This is a genomic window from Chryseobacterium sp. VD8, assembly GCF_037149975.1.
GTDB lineage: Bacteria > Bacteroidota > Bacteroidia > Flavobacteriales > Weeksellaceae > Chryseobacterium > Chryseobacterium indicum.
On the sequence record NZ_JBBCQL010000220.1, the window covers coordinates 1 to 7,798 of the forward strand.

The window sequence follows — 7,798 nt, forward strand, 5'->3', positions numbered from 1 at the left end:
ACCAGTATTGATGTTTCACCACGGATGGCCTTTATCTTCTGATGACTGGGATGCGCAGGTGATCTTCTTTTTGCAGAGAGGTTACAGGGTAATTGCTCACGACAGAAGAGGTCACGGACGTTCCAGCCAGAATATTTATAATCATACGATTGAACAATATGCTTCTGATGCAGCAGAATTGGTAGAATTTCTGGGTCTGAAAGATGTTGTGCATATCGGGCATTCTACAGGTGGCGGTGAAGTGATCCGCTATGTAAACAAATATGCCAACGGAAGAGCAAAAAAAGCGGTATTGATAAGCGCAGTTCCTCCGGTAATGGTAAAGAGCGAAAATAATCCGGATGGCGTTCCGATGGAAGTTTTTGACAACATCAGAGATCAGACTTTAAATAACAGAAATCAGTTTTTTATGGATTTAACGGTTCCATTCTATGGTTACAACAGAGAAGGTGCCGTAGTGAAGCAAGGTGTACAGACCAATTGGTGGAGACAGGGAATGATGGGAGGAATTGTGGCTCATTATGACGGAATCAAAGCTTTTTCTGAGACCGATTTTACAGAAGACCTGAAAGCTGTAGATATTCCGGTACTGTTGCTGCACGGTGAAGACGATCAGATTGTGCCTATTGAAAATTCAGCGATAAAATCTGCTAAACTATTGAAAAATGGTAAACTGATTACTTATCCGGGATTCCCTCACGGAATGCCTACTACTGAACATCAGACGATTAATAAAGATCTTCTGGAATTTATTAAGGCTTAATTTTTTCTACATATAAGTAAAAGCAGCAATCAGAGTATTTTGATTGCTGTTTTTTTATTTAAAGGAATTTTGCCGGAACTTTTTAGTAATTTTATTCAAAAATATTTACAAAGTTTGTCATCCTGAAAAGGATTTCATCGATGCGTTGAATACTTTGTTTAGATGCTTTCAGCATGACAAATATTATGGATATTCGTTTACTATTTAACCTCATTTCAGGATAAGAAATAAATTTAATTAATTGATTTATCGAATTATATTAATTTATCGCAAAGAAAAACAAGAGATTTTTTACTTATTGAAAGTTTGTAAGCTAAACAAAGGCACTTCGTTTATGTAAAAAAGACAAAAATGGTATTACTTTGATAAGTTTTAGGCCTTTGTATATCTTAAAAGCTGAATTCTTAATAATTAAATCTCCTTGTTTAACGTTGCGTTTAACAAGACTTATTTATTCCCGAATCCGGTTATTTATATTGGGAACTGCCACTCTAGCCCTGATTGTAACGACATCCTTTTTGGTTGCGGGCGGAGTATAAACTGGAGGTTTACGAACGTAGTTCAGGAGTCCGCAACCAAAAAGATACAGTGAAAAGCAGGAAACAGCTTCAAATAAAATTTATCTCACAAAAACGGTAATATATAAAGCTTCATCCACTTCCCTATTTCATTCAAAAAATCTTTTTTAAATCTCGAAATTTTTCCGTAATTTTGCAAACTATTATTCCGGGCGATCGGAAATAGCCAAAACAGATATTGATAACAAAACAATAAAAAGCAAAACAATGCCAAAATTAAAAACGAAATCAGGTGCTAAGAAACGTTTTGCTCTTACCGGATCTGGTAAGATCAAAAGAAAGAACGCTTACAAAAGCCACATCTTAACGAAGAAAGAAACGAAGCAGAAGAGAAATCTTACTACGACTTCTTACGTTGCTGCTGTGGACGAGAAAAGCGTATTGCGTCAATTAGCAATTAAGTAGTTTTTATAAATCTATAGTCGGTTTATAAGAATTCAAACAAATTCAACATTTTAACCCTGAAATGGAGCCACTAAGAGTAATGAAATAATTACCGCACATTTCAAAAAAACAATTTAAATTATGCCAAGATCAGTAAATTCGGTAGCTTCAAGAGCTAGAAGAAAGAAAATTTTTAAGCACGCTAAAGGTTATTTCGGAAGAAGAAAGAACGTTTGGACGGTAGCTAAAAACGCGGTAGAAAAAGCAATGCAATATGCTTACCGTGGTAGAAAAGAGAAGAAAAGAAATTTCAGAGCACTTTGGATCACTCGTATCAACGCGGGAACCAGAGAGCACGGAATGTCTTACTCTCAGTTTATGGGAGCTCTTAAAAAGAACAACATTGAGCTTAACAGAAAAGTTTTAGCAGATTTAGCAATGAATCACCCTGAAGCTTTCAAAGCAGTTGTAGATCAAGTAAAATAATGTAAAATTTTTGTTATCAATATAAGTCCCAGGTTTTTTGCTTGGGATTTTTTTATTATTTACATTTGCGTAATATTATTAAATTTATAAAATTTTCCTTTAAAGTGAAAAAAATAACTACTCTTCTGCTGTTTTCATTAGGAACATATGCATTTCAGGCTCAAAGTTTTATTCAGGCTTATCAGAACAGAGCTAATCTGGTTACCCAGACCAATATAACAACCTTACTTCAGGAATTTGGTAATCTTGGCGTAAAAACAACGGGTTCTGCAGCCAATACCAATGCATTAAACTGGCTTAAAGCAAAATATCAGTCTTACGGTTATACAGCAAGTCAGATGGTAGAAGATCCTTTCACATTTGGCTCTACAAGTTCTAAAAATTTAATCATTACCAAGACAGGAACCGTTTATCCGAATACGTACGTTATTATCTGCGGACATTACGACACCATTACAGGTCCCGGAGTAAGCGATAACGGAAGCGGAACTTCTATTATTCTGGAAGCGGCAAGAATTTTAAAAGATGTTCCGACAGAATATTCTATTAAATTCATCCACTTTTCCGGCGAAGAACAGGGATTACAGGGAAGCGCACATTATGTAAACAGTGTGGTTTTCCAGAACAGTGTCCGTCAGTTGGATATAAAACTGGTCTTTAATTTAGATCAGGTGGGTGGAAAAATAAGCAATTCGAATGTTGCTATCAACTGCGAAAGTGACCAAAGCGGGCAAACCGGAAACAATGCAGCCTCTCTATCCGTTACACAGCAGCTTGCAGCATGTACAACGCTGTATTCACCATTACAGACAGTTATGTCGAATGCCTACTCTTCCGATTATATGCCTTTTGAAGCGAAAGGAGATATTATTACAGGCTTTTACGAGACGGCAAGAAGTTATAATGAACACACCGTAAATGATACTTTTGCGAATGTAGATCCTACTTATGTTTTCAACGTAGGAAAGGCGGCTGTAGGAGCTTTACAGCATTTTGCAACAGCCTCTACAAGTTTATTGGCAACGGATGAAAAGACAGTAAATAATCTGGAAACCGTAAAGATTTATCCCAATCCGGCGAAAGATCTTTTAAATGTTGATCTTCCAAAAGACGTTAAAAACTTCAGTCTTGAAATTTCGGATATGAACGGCAGACTTGTTTTAAATAAACAAAATGAAGCTAAAGTTAATATTTCAGGATTAGCAAGCGGTGTTTATATGGCAACTGTTAAAACAAAAGACCAAAAAGCGGTAAGAAAAATAATTATCGGTAAATAATTTTTATTTTTCTGTAAAATTAAAATCCTGAACTTTTGTTTAGGATTTTTTTATTATTACATTTGTATACCAATCAAATCACAAAAATTAATGTCAAAATGAAAAAGACTTCTACAATTCTGCTCTTTTCTTTATCGGCTTTAAGCTTCAATGCACAATCTTTTATTCAGGCTTATCAGGACAGAGCTAATATGGTGACACAGACCAATATTACAACAAACTTACAGAATTTTGCCAATTTAGGGATTAAAACCACCGGCTCAACTGCGAATAATAATACTTTCAACTGGCTTAAAAATAAATATCTGGGTTTCGGATATTCTTCAAACCAGATTTCGGAAGATGCCTTCACTTACAACGGCAAGAGTTCAAAAAATTTAATCATCACTAAAACAGGAACCGTTTATCCTAATAAATACGTTATCATTTGCGGACATTTCGACACCATAAACGGTCCCGGAGTAAACGATAACGGCAGCGGAACATCCATCATTCTGGAAGCGGCAAGAATTTTAAAAGACGTTCCTACAGAATATTCGATTAAATTTATCCATTTTTCTGGTGAAGAACAGGGACTTATTGGAAGCTCACATTACGTAAATAATGTTGTTTACCAAAATAATATTAAGAAAGTAGACATTAAATTAGTCTTCAATCTGGATCAGGTTGGCGGAAAAATGGGCAATAATAACAATACGATCTATTGTGATGAAGATCAGGGAGGTCTGTCCAGCAATAATGCAGCTTCAGCAAACGTTACACAGCAATTGCGCAACTGTACCGCTTTGTATTCTCCTCTTTTAACGGCGGTGGATCCGGCTGAAGCTACAGATTATATTCCTTTTGAAAGAAAAGGCGAAATTATTACAGGTTTTTTTGAAAAAATCAGAAGTAATTATCCTCATTCTTCAAACGATACATTTGCTAATACAGATCCTGTTTATATTTATAATATAGCAAAAGCTTCTTTGGGAGCTTTACAGCACTTTGCAGTAGCAGCAAATTCTTTACAGAAAAAAGAAGCATTACTTTCCGGAAATTCTATAGAATCTATAAAGATCTATCCCAATCCTGCGAAAGATTATTTAAATGTCGAACTTCCGGAAGATATTAAAGATTTCAGGCTCGAAATTTCAGATATAAACGGCAGGCTTGTTTTAAATAAGGAAAATGAAACGAAAGTAAATGTTTCAGAATTACCAAACGGAACGTATATCGCAACAGTTAAAACAAAAGACCAAAAAGCGGTGAGAAAAATAATTATCGGAAAATAATCAACGGACAAGCAAAATCCTGAGTTTCTTTCTCGGGATTTTTTATTTCTATATTTGTAAAATAGTAAACTAATTGCCAATATGAATTTCAAAAAATTAACAGCCATTTTTCTTTTTTCGTTAACAGCCGTTGGATTTCAGGGACAAAGTTTCATTCAGGCTTATCAGGACAGAGTTAACTTATTAAAAAAAGAGGACATCGTATCCAATTTAAAGGAATTTGAAAAACTGGGTGTTAAAACCACAGGTTCTGTAGAAAATGAAAACGCCCTGAACTGGATCAAAAATAAATATTTGTCTTACGGATATTCCGAGAACCAGATGGAAGAAGATCCTTTTTCCATAGGAAAATTAAAATCTAAAAACCTGATCATTACCAAGAAAGGAACTTTATATCCTGATAAATACATCATTATTTGCGGACATTTCGACAGCATTAACGGTCCCGGAGTCAACGATAACGGAAGCGGAACATCCATTATTCTGGAAGCCGCAAAAATCCTGAAAGATATTCCCTCTGAATATTCCATTAAATTCATTCATTTTTCAGGAGAAGAACAGGGATTATACGGAAGCAGACATTATGTAAATGAAGTTGTTTATCAGAATAAAACAAGGCAGATTAATATAAAAATGGTCTTCAATCTGGATCAGGTCGGCGGAAAAAAAGGAATGTTCAATGATACTGTTTTTTGTGACGAAGATCAGGGAGGAAGCTCAAAAAATAATGAAGCTTCTAAACAGGTTACCAAAGAACTGATGATCTGCACAACACTGTATTCTCCATTACAGGCAAAAATCGATCCCGCAGAAGATACCGACTACATCTCTTTTGCAAAAAAAGGTGAAGTAATCACCGGATTTTTTGAATATATCAGAAGCGATCTTCCTCATACTGCGGATGATACCTTTGCAAATACTAATGTTCAGTATGTTTTTAATATTGGTAAAGCGGCAATCGGAGCATTGCAGCATTTCGCTGTGGCTTCGAAAAAATAGAGATAATCAAATTGTTCTAAAAAAAGCCAGTCGGATTTTTCGACTGGCTTTTCATTTATCCGGCTCTTGTACCGCCTTTTGCAGTATCAGAATTGGGAGATTTCACTTCTTTGATCTTTCCCTTTTCGGGAGTAACTTTTGCTGAATTTTCCGCTTCCGCTTTGGATTGTTGATTTTCTTTGTTGTCTTCTTTCATGGGATAATTTTTTAATAAATTGTATTTAAAACACATAAGTGACAAAATTAAGCTGAAATTTCATTTAAAACAGTTTAAAAATCTTCGATTTTATTCTTCTGATAGCTTTGAATATTCTAATTCTTGCAACATAATGGTCTTTTGCCTCTTTTGCGGTTGATTCTTAATGAGTTTAGAGATAAAAATACAACTTTACCGGTTTCTGGAAAGCAAAATTTCTTCAATATCTTTCAGTGTAAAATTCTTGGCTTTCAGTAAGATCAAAAGGTGATACAGCAAATCTGCCGCTTCATTTTTAAACAGATCATCATTGCTGTCTTTGGCTTCGATCACCACTTCTACGGCTTCCTCTCCTACTTTCTGAGCCATTTTATTGATGCCTCGCTGGAATAATGAATACGTGTAAGAACCTTCAGTTTTTTCATCAATTCTTTGGCTTATTTTTTCTTCCAGTTCATGCAGAAAACCTTTAGAATCTTTATCGCCAAAACAACTGAAACTTCCGGTGTGGCAGACAACGTTCGTAGGAATTGCTTTAATTAAAATTGTATCCTGATCGCAGTCTATCGCAATATTTTTAACGGTTAAAAAATTTCTGGACTCCTCACCTTTTGTCCAGAGTCGGTTTTTTGAACGGCTGAAAAAGGTTACAATTCCTTCTTTTTTGGTTTTTTCAAAAGCTTCTTCGTTCATGTAACCCAACATTAAAACCTGCAACGTTCTGTCGTCCTGAATAATCACCGGAACCAAGCCTTCATTTTTATTAAAATCGATATTCATCGTACTGCAATTTTTTTAATTTTCAAATTATTTTTAAGATCCTGAATCTGCACTTCTCCAAAATGAAAAATACTTGCCGCCAAAGCTCCTGTTGCTTTTGTCTGATTAAAAACGGCTTCAAAATCTTTCATTTTTCCTGCACCTCCGGAAGCAATAACAGGAATATTTACACTTTCGGAAATTAACTTTGTTATTCTGAGATCAAACCCGTTTTTTGTACCATCGCCATCCATTGAAGTAAGAAGAATTTCTCCTGCTCCCAGTTCTTCTGCTTTCTTTGCCCAGTCTAATGTCTTCAGATCCGTTATTTCCCTTCCACCTTTCACATGAACCCAGTCTGATCCGTTCACTAATTTCGTATCAATTGCAACCACAACACACTGACTTCCGAATTCTTTTGACAACTCTGAAATTAAAGCCGGATTTTTAACCGCCGAAGAATTGATACTGATCTTATCTGCTCCGGCTTCTAAGAGCCTTCTTACATCTTCCACCGTTGAAATTCCGCCACCGACAGTAAAAGGAATACTTAATTCTGCTGCGATTTTCTGTACCAGTCCGGCAAAAGTTTTCCGTTCTTCTATCGTTGCGGTAATATCCAGAAAAACCAATTCGTCTGCGCCTTCTTTTTCATATCTTTTGGCAAGTTCTACAGGATCTCCCGCATTTCTTAATCCTTCAAAATTAATTCCTTTTACCGTAGTTCCGTCTTTGATATCCAGACACGGAATGATTCTTTTTTTAAGCATTTTCAATAAAATTTTGGAGTTGCTGCAAACTGATTCTTCCTTCATAAATTGCCTTTCCGATAATTGTTCCGGAACAGCCGATCTTTTTCATCTGTTCAACATCTTCAATACACGAAATTCCGCCGCTTGCAATTAACTGAACCGCTGTTTTTTCTACAATTTCTCTGTATAGTTCATCCGATGCGCCCTGAAGCATTCCGTCTTTGGAAATATCCGTGCAGATCACGTTTTTAATTCCTTTATTTTTATATTTGAGAATAAAATCGATCACATCCAGTTGGCTTTCTTCCAGCCAGCCCGAAGTTTTTATCT

Annotated in this window: 10 protein-coding genes; 6 read left to right on the forward strand and 4 right to left on the reverse strand. The window is 35.7% G+C overall.

From position 1 onward, the window contains the following. From WFK35_RS18430 to WFK35_RS18455, 6 genes are all read left to right on the forward strand, one after another. Positions 1-763: alpha/beta fold hydrolase (locus WFK35_RS18430; protein WP_336733792.1), on the forward strand; the 763-nt coding region annotated here is incomplete at its 5' end. A gap of 785 nt (positions 764-1,548) precedes the next feature. Next, positions 1,549-1,746 (forward strand): 50S ribosomal protein L35, encoded by a 198-nt coding sequence (rpmI, locus tag WFK35_RS18435; protein WP_076390550.1) that lies wholly within the window; start codon positions 1,549-1,551, stop codon positions 1,744-1,746. Between the two features lie 120 nt (positions 1,747-1,866). Continuing rightward, a complete protein-coding gene (gene rplT, locus WFK35_RS18440; protein ID WP_029293267.1) occupies positions 1,867-2,211 on the forward strand; it encodes a 50S ribosomal protein L20 in 345 nt (114 codons plus the stop codon). A 104-nt stretch (positions 2,212-2,315) separates the two neighbouring features. Next, positions 2,316-3,488, forward strand: a complete 1,173-nt coding sequence (locus WFK35_RS18445) for a M28 family peptidase (protein ID WP_336733793.1) — start codon at positions 2,316-2,318, stop codon at positions 3,486-3,488. 98 nt (positions 3,489-3,586) lie between these two features. After that, positions 3,587-4,762, forward strand: a complete 1,176-nt coding sequence (locus WFK35_RS18450) for a M28 family peptidase (RefSeq protein ID WP_336733794.1) — start codon at positions 3,587-3,589, stop codon at positions 4,760-4,762. 81 nt (positions 4,763-4,843) lie between these two features. Further along, positions 4,844-5,761: a M28 family metallopeptidase gene (locus WFK35_RS18455; RefSeq protein WP_336733795.1), complete on the forward strand. Its 918-nt coding sequence runs from the start codon at positions 4,844-4,846 to the stop codon at positions 5,759-5,761. A gap of 55 nt (positions 5,762-5,816) precedes the next feature. Here the strand turns inward: WFK35_RS18455 and WFK35_RS18460 are convergent, their stop codons facing one another. The 4 genes from WFK35_RS18460 to WFK35_RS18475 all read right to left on the reverse strand — a co-directional run. Then, positions 5,817-5,957, reverse strand: a complete 141-nt coding sequence (locus WFK35_RS18460) for a hypothetical protein (RefSeq protein WP_214589726.1) — start codon at positions 5,955-5,957, stop codon at positions 5,817-5,819. 192 nt (positions 5,958-6,149) lie between these two features. Further along, the gene (gene hisIE / locus WFK35_RS18465; RefSeq protein WP_336733796.1) at positions 6,150-6,737 is read right to left on the reverse strand and encodes a bifunctional phosphoribosyl-AMP cyclohydrolase/phosphoribosyl-ATP diphosphatase HisIE; all 588 of its coding nucleotides are present in this window, start codon (positions 6,735-6,737) and stop codon (positions 6,150-6,152) included. Next, complete coding sequence (gene hisF / locus WFK35_RS18470) at positions 6,734-7,486, reverse strand: imidazole glycerol phosphate synthase subunit HisF (RefSeq protein WP_336733797.1); 753 nt, start codon at positions 7,484-7,486, stop codon at positions 6,734-6,736. The genes hisIE and hisF overlap by 4 nt, the downstream gene beginning before the upstream one ends. After that, the coding region (locus WFK35_RS18475) for a 1-(5-phosphoribosyl)-5-[(5-phosphoribosylamino)methylideneamino]imidazole-4-carboxamide isomerase (protein WP_336733798.1) at positions 7,479-7,798 on the reverse strand (320 nt) is incomplete at its 5' end. The genes hisF and WFK35_RS18475, both read right to left, overlap by 8 nt.